This is a genomic window from Streptomyces katrae (assembly GCF_000717655.1).
In the GTDB taxonomy this organism is placed as follows: Bacteria; Actinomycetota; Actinomycetes; order Streptomycetales; family Streptomycetaceae; genus Streptomyces; species Streptomyces katrae_B.
The window spans coordinates 219,475-235,620 of sequence record NZ_JNZY01000005.1 but is presented as its reverse complement, the minus strand read 5'-3'; the positions used below and the strand labels follow the sequence as shown (position 1 = coordinate 235,620).

The window sequence follows — 16,146 nt, the reverse complement described above, 5'->3', positions numbered from 1 at the left end:
GGCCCGGCATCGTCATCCGGACCGGCGGGCAAGGTCAGCGTCGCGAGCGCCGCCGTCCTCCCCGACGCGGACGTCCGCCGCCGGCCCGGCCCGCCGTACGCAGGCGGCGACGAGCGGGCCGAGGAGGCACGGGACGAGGCCGGGCTGCTCGGCTCCCGCATCCAGCCGCGCTCATCGTGGGCGGACCGGGACACCGGCCGGCCGGCGGACCGACCGGTTCCCGCCCCCTCTCGCTAGCCGCCGATGTCGCGGCGGCGGAAGTCGTCGAGGGTCTCGCGGCGTACGAGGAGCCGGGCCGTGCCGTCGTCGACCGCGACGACCGGGGGACGGCCGACCATGTTGTAGCCCGAGGCCATGGACTGCTGGTAGGCGCCGGCCACGGGCACGGCGAGGAGGTCTCCGGGGTGGACGTCGCCGGGGAGTTCGACGTCGGCGGCGAGGACGTCTCCCGCCTCGCAGTGGCGGCCGACGACGGTGGCGGTGCGGGGTTCGGCGGTGGAGGGGCGGCCGATGAGGCGGGGTGCGTAGCGCGCCCCGTAGAGGGCCGGGCGGGGGTTGTCGCTCATACCGCCGTCGACGGCCACGAACACCCGCTCCCCGGTGCGTTTCACGGCGAGGACACGGTAGAGGGCCACTCCGGCGGGGCCGGCAATGGCACGGCCGGGTTCGATGGTGAGGCGGGGGACGGCAAGTCCGGCCGCTGCGCAGCTCGCCACGAGCTCGGCGCGGAGCCGGCGCGCGAGGGTGGTGAGGTCGAGGGCGGGCTCTCCGGGGCGGTAGGCGATGCCGTGGCCGCCGCCCATGTCGAGCTCGGGGAGCGTGATGCCGTGGGTGTCGCGGACGCGGGCCATGAGGCCCACCATCCGGCGCAGGGCGCAGAGGTACGGCTTCACCTCGGTGATCTGGGAGCCGATGTGGCAGTGCAGGCCGACGAGTTCGAGCGGGCGCTGGCCGAGGATGCGGGTGATGGCGTGCTGGGCGGAGCCGTCCCTGAGGGACAGGCCGAACTTCTGACCGTCGGTGCCCGTGCGGATCTTCTCGTGACCGCCGGCCGAGATGCCGGGCACCACGCGGACCAGGACCCTCTGGTGTCCGTTCGGGCCGACGGCGGCGGCGAGGCGGGCGATCTCGGAGGGGCTGTCGATGACGATCCGGCCGACGCCGAGGCGCAGTGCGGTGTCGATGTCGCGGGGTGATTTGGCGTTGCCGTGCAGGAGGATGCGCTCCGGCGGGAACCCGGCGGTGACGGCGAGTTCGAGTTCGCCGGCCGAGCAGACGTCGAGACCGAGGCCTTCCTCGGCGATGCGGTGGGCCATGGCGCGGCACAGGAAGGCCTTGGCGGCGTAGAGGACTTCGGCGTCGGGGAAGGCGTCGCGGTAGGTGCGGCAACGGGCTCGCACCTCGCCCTCGTCCAGTACGTAGGCGGGGGTGTCGAAGCGGTCGGCGATCTCGGCCAGCGAGACCCCGCCGACGGCGAGGCCGCCGTGCGGGAGACGGGTCGTCGACGCCGGCCAGACGGACAGCTCGTCCGCGCCCGCGGCGATCTCGGACAGAGTGGCAGCGGTCATGGAACTCTCCCCCCCCTCAGACGGCCTGGACCGGGAGCCGGCCAGGCTGGAGCGGCGCGGCCGCAGCCGCCGGAGCGGGCGCCGGAGTGGCCGACGCAGCGGACAGCGTCGGGTCGACGGTGATCAGGCTCGCGCCCAGCGGCTCGCACAGCTCACGCAGCACCCACTCCGACAGCCGGATCCAGCCCTGGCCCTCGCCGAGCGTGGCGGCCAGCCGGCCCGTACTGGTGAATCCGACGGCCGTACGGGCGCCCAGCGCAGTACGGAACAGCCGGATCACGGCCCCGGCTCCGCTTCCCGGCCGGACGGGCACGTACAGGATCCCGGCCGGGGCCCGTTCCTCGGGCTCGGGATCGTCTTCGTACCGGAACAGACACATGGGGCCCTCCCTGAGGAACCGCAAGCAGCGACGGATGGCGCCCCGAGTGCGGGGAGGCAGTCCGGGGCGCGACACCGAAGCTATCCCCGCCCGCCCCTCCTTCGCGCCGGCCCCTGACACGCCCTTGACGGAAAAGGGCCGAGTCCATACACGCCGCTGACACGCGTCCGCCCGGCTCCGAGAGCCGGGCGGACGGTGCGTGGGCGTGCCGGTCAGGCGCCGACGTAGGCCGCGAGGTGCTCGCCCGTGAGGGTGGAGCGGGCGGCGACGAGGTCGGCCGGTGTGCCCTGGAAGACGATCCTGCCGCCGTCGTGGCCGGCGCCGGGGCCGAGGTCGATGATCCAGTCGGCGTGCGCCATGACGGCCTGGTGGTGCTCGACGACGATGACCGACTTGCCCGAGTCCACCAGCCGGTCGAGCAGGCCGAGCAGTTGCTCGACGTCGGCGAGGTGCAGGCCGTTGGTCGGCTCGTCGAGGACGTAGACGCCGCCCTTGTCGGACATGTGGGTGGCCAGCTTGAGCCGCTGCCGCTCGCCGCCGGACAGGGTGGTGAGCGGCTGGCCGAGGCTGAGGTAGCCGAGCCCGACGTCGGCGAGCCTGCCCAGGATGCGGTGCGCGGCCGGGGTGTGCGCCTCGCCGGCGCCGAAGAACTCCTCGGCCTCGGTCACCGACATCGCCAGCACCTCGCTGATGTCGCGGCCGCCGAGGTGGTACTCCAGCACCGATGCCTGGTAGCGCTTCCCTTCGCACTCCTCGCAGGGTGTGGCGACCCCGGCCATCATCGCCAGGTCGGTGTAGATGACGCCCGCGCCGTTGCAGGTCGGGCAGGCGCCCTCGGAGTTGGCGCTGAACAGGGCCGGCTTCACGCCGTTGGCCTTCGCGAACGCCTTGCGGACCGGCTCGAGCAGCCCCGTGTACGTCGCCGGGTTGCTCCGCCGCGAGCCGCGGATCGCGGTCTGGTCGATCGACACCACTTCCTCGCCCGCAGGCCCCGGTTTTCCAGGCAGTGATCCGTGGACGAGCGAGCTCTTGCCCGAGCCGGCGACTCCGGTCACGACCGCGAGCACCCCGAGCGGGATGTCGACGTCGACGTCCTGCAGGTTGTTCGCCGTCGCCCCGCGGATCTCCAGCGTGCCGGTCGCCGTGCGCACCTTCTCCTTGACGGCCGCCCGGTCGTCGAGATGGCGGCCGGTGAGCGTCCCGCCGGCCCGCAGCCCCTCGACGGTTCCCTCGAAGCAGACGGCGCCGCCCGCTTGACCCGCGCCGGGGCCGAGGTCGACGACGTGGTCGGCGATCGCGATCATCTCCGGCTTGTGCTCCACGACGAGCACCGTGTTGCCCTTGTCCCGCAGCCGCAGCAGCAGGTCGTTCATCCGCTGGATGTCGTGGGGGTGCAGGCCCGCCGTGGGTTCGTCGAAGACGTACGTGACGTCGGTCAGCGAGGAGCCGAGATGGCGGATCATCTTGACGCGCTGCGCCTCACCGCCGGACAGCGTGCCCGCCGGCCGGTCCAGCGCCAGGTAGCCGAGCCCGATCTCCACGAACGAATCGAGGGTCTGCCGGAGCGCGTCGAGCAACGGCGCGACCGAGGGCTCGTCGAGGCCGCGGACCCATTCGGCCAGGTCGCTGATCTGCATCGCGCAGGCGTCGGCGATGCTGATCCCCTTGATCTTCGAGGACCGGGCCCCCTCGCTGAGGCGGGTGCCGTCGCACTCCGGACAGGTGGTGAACGTGACCGCCCGCTCCACGAACGCCCGGATGTGCGGCTGCATCGCCTCCTTGTCCTTGGACAGGAACGACTTCTGCAGCTTGGGGATCAGCCCCTCGTAGGTGAGGTTGACACCGTTGACCTTCACCTTGACCGGCGCGCCGTACAGGAAGGCCTGCATCTCCTTCTTGGTGTACTTGCGGATCGGCTTGTCCGGGTCGACGAAGCCGGACTGGGCGTAGACCTGTACGGTCCACTGGCTGTCCGACTTCCAGCCGGGGATCGTGAACGCGCCCTCGGAGAGCGACTTGGAGTCGTCGTACAGCTGGGTGAGGTCGATGTCCGAGACCGAACCGCGACCCTCGCAGCGGGTGCACATGCCGCCGGTGCGGTTGAAGGTCGCCTTCACCGTCTGCCTGGCACCGCGCTCGACGGTGATCGCACCGCTCGCCCGGACCGAGGGGACGTTGAACGCGTACGCGCTGGGCGGGCCGATGTGCGGGGTGCCGAGCCTGCTGAAGAGGATGCGCAGCATCGCGTTGGCGTCGGTGGCGGTGCCGACGGTGGAACGCGGGTCGGCGCCCATCCGCTGCTGGTCCACGATGATCGCGGTCGTCAGTCCTTCGAGGACGTCGACCTCGGGCCGCGCCAGCGTCGGCATGAAGCCCTGTACGAAGGCGCTGTAGGTCTCGTTGATCAGCCGCTGCGACTCCGCGGCGATCGTGTCGAACACCAGGGAGCTCTTGCCCGAGCCGGAGACGCCCGTGAACACCGTGAGGCGGCGCTTGGGGATCTCGATGCTGACGTCCTTGAGGTTGTTCTCGCGCGCGCCGTGCACGCGGATCAGGTCATGGCTGTCGGCGCCGTGCAGCGCAGGCGACTGCGCGTCCGTCCCCGTGGCCTTGCTCATCGTGTCTCCATCTGCTCAGCGGAGGCCGCCTTCGTGGTCTCCGTCGTCGTCGCCCGGCTCGATCCAACCAGCTTCCGGCCCGTACGTCCGGTCCTTCTGCGCTGCGGCCCGTACGGCCGCCGACGCCCCGGCCGCGTGGTGCGCCCGGCCGGGGCGCCGCAGGACGTGCGGTCCTCAGCTGTCCTGGAGCAGCCCGAGCACGTTGCCGTCGGGGTCGGTGAAGGTGGCCACCAGGCGGCCGCCGCCGACGTCGTGCGCGGACTCCTTCACGGTGGCGCCCGCAGCGGTCACCTCGGCGAGCTTCGCCTCGATGTCCGCCACGTGCCAGTAGGCCACCGGCGAGGTCATGCCCTGCGGTCCGCCGCCCGGCACCAGTCCGATGTGCTGGCCCCCGGCCTCGAAGCCGACGTAGTACGACGAGTCGGCCTGCGGCTCCACGCCGAGCAGCGCGGCGTAGACCGCCTTGGCCTTCGCCAGGTCGGAGACGGGGTGCAGCACGGTCTTGATTCCCTGGGTGGAAGAGCTGGTCATGGTCGCTCCTGAAGTCGCGGGGGTGGGGGGACGGTGACGTCCATGACGGCCACGCTAGCCGCGGCCGCCGGGCCCGCGCTTCTCGAATCCTGACCGGTCCGGTCGTCCGTTCCTCACCGGCCGCCGTGGTGCGCGAGGACCGCGTGCGGGTCGCCGCGGTCGGCGGTGTGGTCGATGTGGACGGTGGCGGCGGTCAGCCGGGGAACGGCGTGGATGAGCGCGTGCTCGGCTTCGACGGCCAGGGCGTGTGCCTGCACCACCGTGAGGTGCGGGTCGACGACGATGTCGGCCTCGGCGCGCAGCGCGTGCCCGATCCACCGCATGCGGACCTGCCCGGTGCCCCGTACGCCGGTCACGCCGAGCAGCGCGTCGTGCGCGGTGTCGACCAGCGCCGGATCGACCGAGTCCATCAGGCGCCGGCAGACCTCGCGGGCGGCATCCCGCACCACGAAGAGGATGGCCGCGGTGATGAGCAGGCCGACGATCGGGTCGGCGCTCTGCCAGCCGAGCGCCGTGCCGCCGGCGCCGAGCAGTACGGCGAGGGAGGTGAACCCGTCGGTGCGGGCGTGCAGCCCGTCCGCGACGAGCGCAGCCGACCCGATCCGGCGGCCGGTGCGGATCCGCAGTCGGGCCACCCACTCGTTGCCGAGGAAACCGGCCACCGCGGCGCCCGCGACGGCCCACAGCCCGGTGATCTCGCGGGGGTGCAGGAGCCGGTCCACGGCCTGGTAGCCGGCCAGGGCGCAGGAGGCGGCGACGGTGAGGACGACGACGATGCCGGCCAGGTCCTCGGCGCGCCCGTAGCCGTAGGTGTAGCGGCGGTTCGCCGCGCGCCGGCCGAGGGCGAAGGCGATGCCGAGGGGTACGGCGGTCAGTGCGTCGGCGGCGTTGTGGACGGTGTCGCCGAGCAGGGCCACCGACCCGGACACGGCGACGACGCAGGCCTGGACGGCCGTGGTCAGGCCCAGGACGCCCAGGGACAGCCACAGCGTGCGCATGCCCTGGCGGGAGGTCTCCAGCGCCGGGTCGACCTTGTCGGACGCCGCGTGGCTGTGCGGGGTGAACGCGTGCGCGAGGTGCGAGAGCCGGTGCCGCAGCCGCGCCCGGAACGACCCCTGGTGGTGCTCGTGGTGGTGGCTCACAGCGCGCTCGCTTCCGACGCGGACGACAGGGCAGGGTGGATGCACGCATCCACCCTGCCTATTGTGTGCGTATGAGCGCACGCATGCACCTATCACCTGCGCAGGGTTCGCACCCGCAAGAACCGGGCCCGTCGGCCTTCGAGGCGGCGGCAGGGATCCTGGGCCTGCTGGCCGACCGCACCCGCCTCGCCCTCCTGCACGCCCTGGCCTCGGACGAGGCCGATGTCGGCAGCCTGGCCGCGGCGGTGGGAGCGGCCCGGCCGGCCGTCAGCCAGCACCTTGCCCGGCTGCGGATGTCGGGGCTGGTGACCACCCGCAAGGAGGGCCGCCGCGTGGTCTACGCCCTGACCGACGACCACCTGCGGCGCCTCGTCGCCGAGGCGCTCGCCGCAGCCGCGCCCGATCGCTCCGGCCACGGCAGGGTATGACCCGGGGTGGGTGTCCGCAGGACGCCAGGTCCTGGCGGCTGCGGTCACCGTCGTGGCAACGCTCACGGCTACGGATGGCGCTACGGCGAGCGCGGCCGGCCCCGGCGTCAGCGGGTGCGTGCGGCCGCGTCCAGTTGCTCCGCGGACCGCGCCAGGCCGGCCGCCGCCGTCGCGCAGCGGTCGGCCAGGTCCTCGATCCGCCACCGGAAGGCCTCGGCCTGCGGACCCTTCCAGTCCAGCGCCACGGCCCCCGCCCGCAGCCGCTGCGCGTGCCGGAGCAGCGCCGCGGAGTGGGCTCGCAGCCCCTCGGCGGGCTCGTACCGCTGCTGCTGCTCCGTGCGCGGCGCGGGAATGGCGGTCACAGGGCCCTCCAGGGCGCGAAGGCGTTGGTCACGCCGTCGAGGGCCGGGGCCAGTTCGGGGTGGTGGCGCAGCAGGACGGACACCATGCCGTTCCGGTCCACCCACTCCAGGCCCTCCGCCGTGTAGACCTCGGGCCGGTAGTCGGTGGTGAAGAAGCGGTCGCTCTTGAGTCGCCTGCTCGCCATCAGGATGAAGATCCGGAACAGCGAGTCGCTGAAGCCGAAGCCGGCCGGCCGCGGCTCGGCGAGATTGCCGACCAGTGTGTCCACCCGGTCCAGGCGCCCCTCGTACAGCTCCTTGAGCAGCGGCGTGTCGCCCGGGTGCCCGCCCGTCAGCTCCTCGAAGGAGGTGACCGGGCGCTTGCGCAGCATCTGCCGGTACGCGTTGTAACGGGGGATCCCGCGCTCGCGGTCGCGCAGGATGTCGACGGTGCCCAGGTCGATGTGCTCGCCGGTGAGCCGGGCCAGATTGCGCAGTGCGTCCGGGTGGTTGTGCAGGACGAGGGCGCCGGGGTGGGCGGTGCCGAAGCTGTAGAAGAGGTCGCTCATGCCGTACGCGTCGACCGACGAACGGGTGGTCGCGCCCTGCATCTCGTCGAAGCCGATCGTCGAGCGCACCGCGCCCGCGCGGTGGTCGCGGACGGCCAGCTCGTCGGGGATCAGCGGGTGCAGCCGGTACGCGGAGACGAACTCCTCCGTCATCGAGAACGGCGCCGCGTGGTGGTCGGTCGGGGAGCCCAGGATTCCGCTGAGCATCTCGCCCTTGCCGACGCGTCCGTACGTCCGGCGGACCCAGCGCGGCAGCACCCCGTACCAGTTGGCGTCCATCGCGTGCCGCAGCACCGGGGTGTCGAGGATGCCCGGCGTCCACTCCACCGTGTGGATCTTCGCCATGAGCGCGGTGTTGACCAGCCGCGCGGTGTGGAAGAGCCGCTCGTCGTCCCAGGCCGGGTAGTGGGCGCGCAGGTAGTCGCAGATCGCGTTGTGCTCCTTGGCGAACAGCGTGTGCAGCAGCGACAGGCCGGCCCAGTAGTCGCTGTTCATGCCCGTCCAGTCCAGGCAGGACTTCCCGGGCCGGGGATCGGCGGGCAGCCGGCCGTCCTCGACGATGAGCCGCCCGTGCTCGCCCGTGCGCAGCGCCCGGCAGCGGGCCTCGTCGGAGCCGTAGACCTGCGAGCCGTCCCACCAGTGCGTGACGGTGTTCTCGTACGTGGGCGGCACGTCGGCCGCGGTGTGCGCGACCGGGTCGGGGCGGGTGCGGTTCACGCGCATCGGGCAGGTGCCGCCGTGCTCGGCCCAGTCGTCGTCCTCGGCGAGCGGGACGGTGAACGGCTCGGCCTCCTCGTTGTCGCCGTGGTTGGCCCAGCCGTGGTTCTCGAACTGGATCCAGGCCGCGGCCAGGAGGTTGAGCGTGGGCGCGGGCACGAACCCCTTGCGGGCCAGCAGCTGCCTGCTGATCTCGCGCGGGCTCGGCGACAGCAGCTCCTCGTCGGAGTCGGGGAACACCAGGTGCAGCGGGGCGTTGCGGTCGAGCCGGGTGCCGACCCGGCCCATGTCCTCGTCGTACGGGTCGTAGCCCGAGCCGTCGTACGAGCGGTAGGGCGCGAGCGCCCGGGTCGGACGCCTGCGGCGCTCCCCGCCCGCGTCGTACGTGTCGTACAGGTTCTTGCGGCGCAGGTCGTCGCGGAGCACCCGGAGGTTCAGCAGCCCGAGGGGGAGCGGCAGTTCGTGCCATTCGCGGGTGCGGTTGACACGGGCGAAGGCGGCCGAGCCGAGGCGTTCGAGGAGCCCGGGCGGGCCGTACGCGGGGGTCTGGCCCGGGCGGGTGGCCTGCGCGGGGACGCCCGCGTCGGCGGCCGGGGCCGCCGGGATCCCCTCGCGCGGGGCCGCGGTGTGCTCGGTGGAGGTGGAGTCGGTCATGGGTGTTCTCCAGCGGAAGGCGGACAGGGATGGGCGGGGCGGGGTCGGCGGCGCCGCGGTCAGCGGTCGTAGAGCCGGAAGAAGCGGGTGGCGGTCACCCGGCCCCGGAAGGGCGCGAGGTCCGCGTCCACGAGCGCGCTCGCCTCCGGAACCTCGTACTCGAGGTTGTGCGCGTACCGCTCGGCGGCATGGCACAGCGGGAAGGCGTGCGTGTCGTCGGTCCAGGTGAACTCGGTGAACTGCGCCGGAAGCGCGTACGGGGAGACCGACGAGCGGCCCTCCAGGCTGGGCACCACGTCGTGCTCGTTGACCAGCGAGTACACCCGCGTCCGGGGATCGGCGGGGCGCTTGCCGTCGATGGGGGAGCCGACCGCGACGACGTGCGTGACCTGGTGGATGCCGCAGAAGTCCCGGTCGGCGGCCAGGTTCATGGCGGTGATCCCGCCCAGACTGTGGCCCACCAGGGCCAGTTCGCAGCCCGAGGGGATCAGCTGGCGCAGCGCCTTGGCGACGGCCCTCGAGTAGGGGGTGGCCGGCCTCGCGACCGCGTGCACCGCGCCCAGCAGGTCCTGGGGGCTCTCGTCGCTGACGCCGGACATGCCGGCGAGCTGGACGACGTACCGCTGGACGCCGTCGGGTCCCACGACCTGCTGGACCAGCAGCGTTCCATCGGTGCCCACCGCGTCGATGTTGCGGACGTACCCGGTGATGGTGCCGGTGGTGTCGAGGCACTCGGCGAGCCGGGGGGAGGGCACGAACGGTTCGGCCCGGCCGGGGCCCCGGTCGAGGAGGGCCCAGACCCGGCCGCTGACGCCGAGGATCGGATCGGCGCCGGCCAGGGTCCGGCCCGTGGCGACCTCCCAGCCCGCCGCGTCGTTGAGGGGGTTCTCGTCGGTGAGGGCGCTCCACGCGAGGATGTCGGCGAACGAGGGGGCCAGCAGGGCGAAGGCACGCTCGGCGCCCTTGTTCCCGAGGAGGGAACGGAAGACGCGGATCGCCTCCCGCTGGCGGTCTCCCTCGACGGCTCTCAGGACGCGCGCGGTGTCGGGGTCGCCGAGCAGCTCGGGGTGGGTCACGGCGGCGGCCCGGATCCGGGCCTTGAGGCCCGTCACGGCCAGGCTCACCGCGAGGCTCTCGCGGCTGGTGAACACCCCGGCGAGCCAGCCGATCCGGGCGAGCCCGCGGCCGCGCGGGGCCCAGCCCAGCCCCTTCGGGTCGGTGATCGTCCGCAGCAGGGTGCGCCGGGCGGCGCCGCCGCGGGCGGTGCGCGGCAGCCGCGTGCCGAGGGCGAGTTCGGACGCGTACCGGGAGGCGTCCCCCACCCCTTCGGCGGCCTCCGCGAGCAGGCGGCACAGGTGGTGCAGGGACTCGATCTCCGGTTCCGGCCCGGTGACGGCGGTCATGGCATCGGTCATGCAGGTGCCCTCCGGGGCATGGTGGGGAGCGGTGACGGCCGTGCGGTCGCGGGAAGCGGCGGCTGCCGGTCCCGCGCCGCCGCACGTGGTCAGCGCTGGGCGAGGGTGAGCCGGATGCCCGCCGAGATGATGCCGGGCAACGGAAGGCACGGGTCCACCGCGGGCCGGCCGCCCGTCACCCGGTGGCCCCGCAGCACCGCCGCGGCCAGCTCGGCCGCCGTCAGCACGCCCAGGTGCTCGCCGGGGCAGCGCCCGCCGCCGTGGCTGAAGGGCGCCATCCGGATGTCCTGGGCCGCGCCGGGCCGCAGCCACCGGCCGGGCACGAACTGGTGCGCGGCCGGGATGTGTTCGGGATCCCGCTGGTGGAACAGGGCGGGCACCAGTACGGCCGTCCCCGCCGGGTAGTGGACCCCGCGCCACTCCGTCTCGGCCCGGGTGACCCGTACGAGGTCGGGCACGACCGGGAACAGCCGCAGCGTCTCCTGTACGCAGGCCCGCAGCCGGGGGAGCTCCGCACCCCCGCCGTCCACCTCGGCCCGCAGCGCCTCCTGCTCGGCCGGATACGCGGCGAGGAGCAGCAGGGTGCGGGCCACGATCGGGGCGACGGCGTCGAGGGCGAGCAGCCAGTGGTGGGCCTGGCCCACCGCGTCCAGCGCGGCCGCGTCCGGTCCGGCGGCGGCGGGGTGGCTGCGGGCGAGCGCGGCCAGGGTGTACGGCTCGGCCCGGGCGGCGTACTCCTCGACGCGGGCGGCGGCCTTGCGGTACAGCGCCTCGGCGGCCACGGCACGCCCCTTGCGCATCCGCATCCAGTTGGCCTCCTCGCGGATCACCAGCAGCCACCGGGCGAGCTCCTCGTCGCCCGCGGCCGCGTCGCCGAGGACCATCCGGCGCCCGATCCGGGCCACCGTCCGGCGCAGCAGCGGGAAGTCCAGCTCGGAGCCCTGGATCAGGGCGGGCGCCTCCTGCGCGATGACGGCCTGGAACTCCGTGCACGAGGGGTGCACGGGCCGGTCGGCCGCGAGCACCTCGTCGTTGAGGCGCCGGCGCTCCTCGCGGGTGTCGCCGTGGGAGCAGATGACGCCCGTGGGCTCCAGCAGCGACAGGCCCTTGTACTTGTCGGGCGCGTCCATGGCGAGGGTGCGCACCGGCAGTTCGTAGAACCGCCGGACGTCGGCGGGGTCCAGCAGGACCAGCAGGGTCCCCGACAGGCCGCGCACCTCCACGGGCGCCCCGCCGTGCCGGGCCCGCATGGCCCGCAGGGTCGCGGCCGACCAGCCCTGCTGGCCGAGGGCCGCGTACGCCGCCACGACCCGGGGCCGCACCTGGAAGGCCCCGCGGACGAACGCGGGCAGCGTGTGGGTGGCGGCGAACCGGACGGTCTCCGCGCGCCCGGCCCGGGCGGGCCGCGGTACGGCGAGGGCGGGGGCGGAAACCTGGCCGTCGGTCTCGGCCGGGGGCCCGGCGGTGGTCTCGGCGGTGGTCTCGGCGGTTCCGGCGTCGGTTCCGGCGGCGGTGGTGCGTTCCGTGGCCTCGGTCATGCCTCCACGACCTTGCCGGGGTTGAGCAGGTTCTTCGGGTCGAAGAGGCGCTTGAGTCCGCGCTGCAGCTCCAGGCTGACCGGGTCGAGTTCGCGGGTCAGCCATTCGCGCTTGAGGGTGCCGATGCCGTGCTCGCCGGTGCTGGTGCCGCCGAGGGCCAGGCCCGCGGCCATGATGTCGTCGTACGCGGTCTGGGCGCGGCGGAACTCGTCCGCGTCCGATTCGTCGAAGACGACGGTCGGGTGCAGGTTGCCGTCCCCCGCGTGGCCGAGGGTGAAGATCCGCAGCCGGTTCCGTACGGCGATCTCCTCGATGGTGCCCATGAACTTGGCGAGTTCGGAGCGGGGCACGGCCACGTCCTCGATGAAGGCGGTCGGCCTCCCGCCGAGGGTGGCGGCGAACGCTCCCAGGGCCGGGGTGACCAGCCGCCGGGCCTCGATGACCTGCCGGGACTCCTCGGCGCTGGAGGCGGTGACCAGGTTCCGGGACCCGGCCTCCTTGCACAGGAGGGCCATCGCCGCGAGGTCCCGCCCGGGGTCGGCGGTGTCGCTCTCGATGATCAGCGTGGCGGCGGCGCCCGGGGTCAGCATCGGGTGCCCGTGGTCGGCGACGGCCTGGGAGGTGGCCCGGTCGAGGAGTTCGAGGGCGGACGGGACGTGCCCGGCCGTGGTGATCGCGGCGACGGCGTCCCCGGCCGCCGTCAGGGTCGGGAACTGGGCGAGCAGGGCCAGGGCGGGCGGCCGTACGGGACGCAGCGCGAGCGTCGCGCCGACGATCACGGCCAGGGTGCCCTCGGAGCCCACGAGCAGCCGGGTCAGGTCGTAGCCGGCGACCCCCTTGGCCGTGTCCCGCCCGGTCCGCATCCGGCGGCCGTCGGCCAGGACGAGGTCGAGGCCGCGGACGTAGTCGGCGGTGACCCCGTACTTGACGCAGCAGATGCCGCCGGCGCCGGTGGCGATGTTCCCGCCGATGGTGCAGTGCTCCCAGGACGCCGGGTCGGGCGGGTACGAGAGCCCGTACTCGGCGGCGGCGTCGTTCAGGCGCTTGGTGACCACGCCGGGCTCGCAGCGCACGAGCCGGTTGGCGGGGTCGATCTCGAGGATGCGGTTCATCCGGGCGGTGCTCAGGACGACACAGCCGTCGATCGCGTTCGCGGCGCCCGCGAGACCGGTGCGGGCACCCTGCGGGACGACGGGGACGCCGAGTTCGTACGTGGTGCGCATGATGTGCCGGACCTGCTCGGCGGTGCGCGGGAAGGCGACGACGGCGGGCGTGCCGGCCTCGGAGAACGGCGCCGCGTCGCGGGCGTGCGCGGCGAGGGTCTCGGGGTCGGTGTGCAGGACGTCGGCGTGGTCGGTGAGGAGGGTGCGCAGGCGGGACAGGAGGGGGGTGTCGGGGGACATGTGGGGGCCTTCTGGTGATGGTGGGGGCTGGATCCGGGCTCAGAGGGAGGGGAGCTCGGTGGTCACGGGTACGTCGATGAGCACCGGTCCGTCCTGCTGGGCCGCGGAGTCCCGTACGAGCTTGGTGAGTTCACCCGCTCCGTGGGCCCGGTGGGTGCGCACCCCGTAGCCGTCGGCGACGGCCGTGATGTCGAGACCGGGGATGTCGAGGCCGGGCGCGCCCTGGGCGTGCTCGAGCTGCGCGAACCACTGGAGGATCGCGTACTTGGCGTTGCTCAGGACGACGAAGGTGACGGGGACCTTGTACATGGCCGCGGTCCACAGGGCCTGCACGGCGTAGTGGATGGACCCGTCGCCGATGACGCAGACCACGGGCCGCCCGGGTGCGCCGAGCTGGGCGCCGACCGCCGCGGCGGCCCCGAAGCCGAGTCCGCCGCCCGCGGAGAACAGGTAGGAGCCCGGGGTGCTGATCCGGGTGGCTTCGTGGAACTGCGGGACGTTGGAGGGCGATTCGTTGACCCAGAGGGTGTTCTGCGCAGCGCCCTGCGCGATGGCCGTCATGGCGGCGAGCGGGGTGAGGACGCCGTCGGCCGCCTCGGGGAACCGCACCTGCTCGTGCGGCGCGGGCGTGGTCCCGCTGCCGGCCGGGAGCCGGTCCGTGAGCGCCCGTACGGTCAGCGCGAGGTCCGCGACGACCGCGTCCCCGACGGGGGCCTTGGCGGCCTCCTCGGCGTCGCGGGTGAGGAGGACGAGCTCGGTGCCCTCGGGCAGGTGCGAGCCCGGGACGTAGGGGTAGTAGCGGAACACGGGCGCCCCGACCACGACGACCAGGTCGTGCCCGGTGAGCTGGCGGCCGAGCGGGCCGATCGCCGGGGCCAGGTCCCCGCGGAACTGCGGGTGGCTGCGGGGGAAGGAGACGCGGGCCGAGACGGGCGCCGCCCAGACGGGCAGCCCGGTGCGCTCGGCGAGCGCGAGGACGGCGTCCCAGGCGCCGGAGGCGTCGACGTCGTCGCCGACGACGAGTACGGCGGAGCGGGCGCGGGAGATCCGCTCGGCGAGCGCCGCGACCGCTGCCGCATCGGGCGCGGCGGCGTGCGTGATCCGGCGGGCCGCGGCCGCCTGGCCGGCCAGGTCCTCCGACTCGGTGAGCTCCGCGTCGAAGTCGTCCATGGGCAGGGAGAGGAACACCGGCCCGTGGGGCGGGGTTTCGGCGACCTGCACGGCGCGGGCCAGGGCGGCCGGGACGTCCGCGGGGCGCGGGGGCTCGTACGCCCACTTGACGGCGGGCTGGGGGAGCAGGGTGGCCTGCGGGTTGGAAAGCAGGGCCTCCATGGTGAGCATGGCGCGCACCTGCTGGCCTGCGGTCACGACCATCGGGGTGCGGTTCGCGCGGGCGTTCAGGATCGCGCCCATCGCGTTGCCGGTGCCGGGACCGGTGTGCAGGTTGACGAGGGAGGTGGTTCCGGAGGCGAGGGCGAAACCGTCGGCCATACCGACGACGACGGCCTCCTGGAGGCCGAGCACGTACCGGAAGTCCTCAGGGAACCGCTTGAGCATCGGCAGTTCGGTCGAACCGGGGTTGCCGAAGACCGTGGTGATACCGCGTGCTCGTAGAACGTCCAGGACTGATTCTCGAACCGTGCGCATTCGGTGTCCTTCCGCGCAGCCGGGGGCACTGTCGGTGATCAATCCAGCACACTGAGTTGATCTTTACAAAAGGCCTCCACGGACCACCCGCGTCTGCTACGCGCATGGTGCGGACCCGCCCCGGTACCGGCCCCGCGCCCGGGCGCGGTTGACGCCGCGTCCACGGGCCGGGCCGGATGTCCCCCCGATGGGTGGAGCGCGCATTCACTCCACCGGCGGGGGCGCGCCGGACTCGGCCGGTACACGCCCCCGCCCCCGCGAAAGCCGGCGTACGCCGGTCGAGCCGTGCGGCTCGTTCAGGGGCGGAAGCGCAGGGGGTGGTCCGCCGGGACCTCCACCACCGCGATGCGGACACCGTCCGGGTCGGCGATCCACATCTCGATCAGGCCCCAGGGCTCCCGCCGGGGCGGCCGCAGCACCTCGGCCCCCCGCGTCCGCAGCTCCTCGTACGCCGCCTGCACGTCGGCGACTTGCAGCCACAGCCGGAGCCCGGGCGCCGGCGGGGTCTCGGCGCGGCCCGAGACCTCGAGGAAGCCGCCGCCCAGGAAGTAGACGGTGCCGCGATCCGGCCCGGTGCCGAACTCCCGGTAGACGGCGAGCCCCAGCGTGCCGCCGTAGAAGGCGCGCGAGCGCTCCGGGTCCGTGGGGGTCAGCAGGACCCGGCTGCCCAGTACATGCACCATGCCGACGAACCTAAACCCTCTGTGCGGCGTGCGCCTCGTGAGTGGGGCCCGTCAGCCGCAGCCGGGGGCGTACGGGGTGCCCGGTACGTGGCGCTGCCACAGCTCCCGGTCGTGCGGCCCGGCGGTGGCCGCGCACAGCCGGGGCGGCAGCCGCGCCGGGTCGGTCTCCCGGAGCCGGACGGTGTCGTCCCGGCCGGCCGTGACGAGGGTGTGGCCGTCCGGCGCGAAGGTCACGTCGCCGACCGGCAGGATGTGCCCGGTCGGTGGCCCGCCCAGCGGGGCGCGCGCCGCCACGTCCCACAGCCGGACCGTGGTGTCGGCCCCACCGCTGACCAGGGCGGCGCCGTCCGGGCTGAAGGCGAGCGCCGTGCACGTCCGCCGGCTGCCCGAACCAGCCGAGCGGGCCGCCCCGGGCCACCGGCCGGGCGGGGTCGCCGACGTCCCACACCGTGGTGACGGAAAGCGCCTGCCGGTGGTCGGTGTTGACGAGCGTCCGGCCATCGGGGCTGAACG

General features: G+C 73.9%; 14 protein-coding genes. 1 reads left to right on the top strand and 13 read right to left on the bottom strand.

Annotated features, from left to right (window positions below; all coding sequences use genetic code 11):
* Positions 1-233 precede the first annotated feature (233 nt).
* The 5 genes from lysA to IF09_RS0108740 form a co-directional block, all read right to left on the bottom strand.
* Complete coding sequence (lysA, locus tag IF09_RS0108760; RefSeq protein ID WP_030293672.1) at positions 234-1,568, bottom strand: diaminopimelate decarboxylase; 1,335 nt, start codon at positions 1,566-1,568, stop codon at positions 234-236.
* Positions 1,569-1,584: 16 nt separating this feature from the next.
* Positions 1,585-1,947 (bottom strand): SAV_915 family protein, encoded by a 363-nt coding sequence (locus IF09_RS0108755; RefSeq protein ID WP_030293671.1) that lies wholly within the window; start codon positions 1,945-1,947, stop codon positions 1,585-1,587.
* A gap of 212 nt (positions 1,948-2,159) precedes the next feature.
* Positions 2,160-4,565: an ATP-binding cassette domain-containing protein gene (locus tag IF09_RS0108750; protein ID WP_030293668.1), complete on the bottom strand. Its 2,406-nt coding sequence runs from the start codon at positions 4,563-4,565 to the stop codon at positions 2,160-2,162.
* Between the two features lie 174 nt (positions 4,566-4,739).
* On the bottom strand, positions 4,740-5,096 hold the full coding sequence (locus IF09_RS0108745; protein ID WP_030293667.1) for a VOC family protein: 357 nt from the start codon (positions 5,094-5,096) through the stop codon (positions 4,740-4,742).
* Between the two features lie 113 nt (positions 5,097-5,209).
* Positions 5,210-6,238: a cation diffusion facilitator family transporter gene (locus IF09_RS0108740; RefSeq protein ID WP_234320922.1), complete on the bottom strand. Its 1,029-nt coding sequence runs from the start codon at positions 6,236-6,238 to the stop codon at positions 5,210-5,212.
* A gap of 71 nt (positions 6,239-6,309) precedes the next feature.
* On the opposite strand from IF09_RS0108740, the gene IF09_RS0108735 reads away from it, so the two are divergent.
* Positions 6,310-6,666: an ArsR/SmtB family transcription factor gene (locus tag IF09_RS0108735; protein ID WP_030293664.1), complete on the top strand. Its 357-nt coding sequence runs from the start codon at positions 6,310-6,312 to the stop codon at positions 6,664-6,666.
* Between the two features lie 107 nt (positions 6,667-6,773).
* On the opposite strand, the gene IF09_RS0108730 is transcribed toward IF09_RS0108735, so the two are convergent.
* The 8 genes from IF09_RS0108730 to IF09_RS42720 form a co-directional block, all read right to left on the bottom strand.
* The gene (locus tag IF09_RS0108730; RefSeq protein WP_030293662.1) at positions 6,774-7,028 is read right to left on the bottom strand and encodes a hypothetical protein; all 255 of its coding nucleotides are present in this window, start codon (positions 7,026-7,028) and stop codon (positions 6,774-6,776) included.
* Entirely contained in the window at positions 7,025-8,947 is a 1,923-nt protein-coding gene (locus tag IF09_RS0108725) for a peroxidase family protein (protein ID WP_078613134.1), read from the bottom strand. Before IF09_RS0108725 ends, IF09_RS0108730 begins: the two co-directional genes overlap by 4 nt.
* Positions 8,948-9,006: 59 nt before the next feature.
* Positions 9,007-10,362 carry a lipase family protein gene (locus IF09_RS0108720; RefSeq protein WP_234320921.1) on the bottom strand — a complete coding sequence of 452 codons (1,356 nt, stop codon included), beginning with the start codon at positions 10,360-10,362 and terminating at the stop codon, positions 9,007-9,009.
* A gap of 89 nt (positions 10,363-10,451) precedes the next feature.
* Positions 10,452-11,900 (bottom strand): cytochrome P450, encoded by a 1,449-nt coding sequence (locus tag IF09_RS0108715; RefSeq protein ID WP_030293657.1) that lies wholly within the window; start codon positions 11,898-11,900, stop codon positions 10,452-10,454.
* The gene (locus IF09_RS0108710; protein ID WP_030293655.1) at positions 11,897-13,303 is read right to left on the bottom strand and encodes an FAD-binding oxidoreductase; all 1,407 of its coding nucleotides are present in this window, start codon (positions 13,301-13,303) and stop codon (positions 11,897-11,899) included. Before IF09_RS0108710 ends, IF09_RS0108715 begins: the two co-directional genes overlap by 4 nt.
* Positions 13,304-13,342: 39 nt before the next feature.
* Entirely contained in the window at positions 13,343-14,950 is a 1,608-nt protein-coding gene (gene mdlC / locus IF09_RS0108705; RefSeq protein WP_030293650.1) for a benzoylformate decarboxylase, read from the bottom strand.
* Positions 14,951-15,246: 296 nt separating this feature from the next.
* Positions 15,247-15,633, bottom strand: coding sequence for a VOC family protein (locus tag IF09_RS0108700; RefSeq protein WP_030293648.1), 387 nt, complete (start codon positions 15,631-15,633; stop codon positions 15,247-15,249).
* A gap of 51 nt (positions 15,634-15,684) precedes the next feature.
* Positions 15,685-16,134: a WD40 repeat domain-containing protein gene (locus IF09_RS42720; RefSeq protein WP_078613132.1), complete on the bottom strand. Its 450-nt coding sequence runs from the start codon at positions 16,132-16,134 to the stop codon at positions 15,685-15,687.
* Positions 16,135-16,146: the final 12 nt, after the last annotated feature.